The 1261-nt window shown below is 78.7% G+C and carries 1 protein-coding gene; it reads left to right on the top strand.

The features are described 5' to 3' along the window. Positions 1-204: 204 nt before the first annotated feature. Positions 205-1212 (top strand): NAD(+) diphosphatase, encoded by a 1008-nt coding sequence (gene nudC, locus GTR00_RS21125; RefSeq protein ID WP_205706348.1) that lies wholly within the window; start codon positions 205-207, stop codon positions 1210-1212. Positions 1213-1261: the final 49 nt, after the last annotated feature.

The following is a 1261-nucleotide window of genomic DNA, read 5'->3' as shown; positions in this document are numbered from 1 at the left end:
GGCGGGGGGCGCGGGCGGTGAGGCGGCGGCCGGCGGCGTCGAGGAGGACGGCGACGTCGAAGTCGGCGCCGTCGTTCTCCGCCGGGCCCGCCGCGACGACCTCGAGGCCGGGCACGGCGGCGGTGGCGAGGGCGGCGAGGACCTGGGGCGAGCGGACGGGCACGGGGCCACGGTAGAGCGCGGCCGCCTCCGTAGGGTGGAGCGGTGACCTCCCACGCCGTCGACGCCCCGCACGGACCCGCGAAGGTGGCGCTGCCGTCCCCGCCGCTGCGCGACCTGGCCCTCTCCCGCCAGCGCCTGGACCGCGCCGGCGCCCGCCGCGCCGAGCCGGGCCTGCTGGAGCGGCTGTGGGCCGAGCCGTCCACGCGGGTGCTGCGGGTGCACGCGGGCCGGGCGCCGGTGGTGCGCACCGCGCGGGGCGTCCAGCTGGTGCTGCGCGCCCCGGCGGAGGTGCCGGCGCCGGGAGAGCACGACCTGCTGCTGTACCTGGGCGCGGACGGCGCGCAGGAGTTCGTGGCGGTGGTCTCCGCGGACGCCGAGCCGGAGGTCGTCGACGGCGCGGCCGGCGACGAGGAGTGGCGGGGCCTGCGGGAGGTGGGCGACGTGCTGGACGACCGGGACGCCGGCCTGCTCACCGAGGCCGTCTCGATGGGCAACTGGCACGCGGAGACGCGGTTCTCCCCGCGCACCGGCGAGCCGCTGGCGGCGGCCTCGGCGGGCTGGGTGAAGGCGGAGCCGGGCGGCAAGGAGCACTTCCCCCGCACCGACGCCGCGGTGATCATGGCGGTGGTCGACCCGCACGACCGGCTGCTGCTGGGGCACCAGCCGGTGTGGCCGGAGAACCGCTACTCGGTGCTGGCGGGCTTCGTGGAGCCGGGGGAGTGCTTCGAGGACACGGTGCGCCGGGAGGTGCTGGAGGAGGCCGGGGTCGTCGTGGGCGCCGACGCCGAGGACGTGCGCTACCTGGGCAGCCAGCCGTGGCCGTTCCCCGCCTCCCTCATGGTGGGCTTCGCCGCGCGGGCCGTCACCACGGACATCCGGGTCGACGGCGCCGAGATCGCCCTGGCGCGCTGGTTCACCCGCGAGGAGCTCGCGCAGGAGGTGCGCGCGGGCCGCGTGCTGCCGCCGCCGGGGGTCTCCATCGCCCGCCGCCTCATCGAGGCGTGGTTCGGCGGCCCGCTGCCGGTGCCGGGGGACGACACCTGGGCGTGAGCGGGGGTCCGAGCGTCGGGTCCGAGCGTCGGGGTCCGAGCGCTGGGGC

Source organism: Kineococcus indalonis, from assembly GCF_009906395.1.
Taxonomy (GTDB): domain Bacteria; phylum Actinomycetota; class Actinomycetes; order Actinomycetales; family Kineococcaceae; genus Kineococcus; species Kineococcus indalonis.
This window is presented reverse-complemented; position numbering and strand designations above follow the sequence as displayed.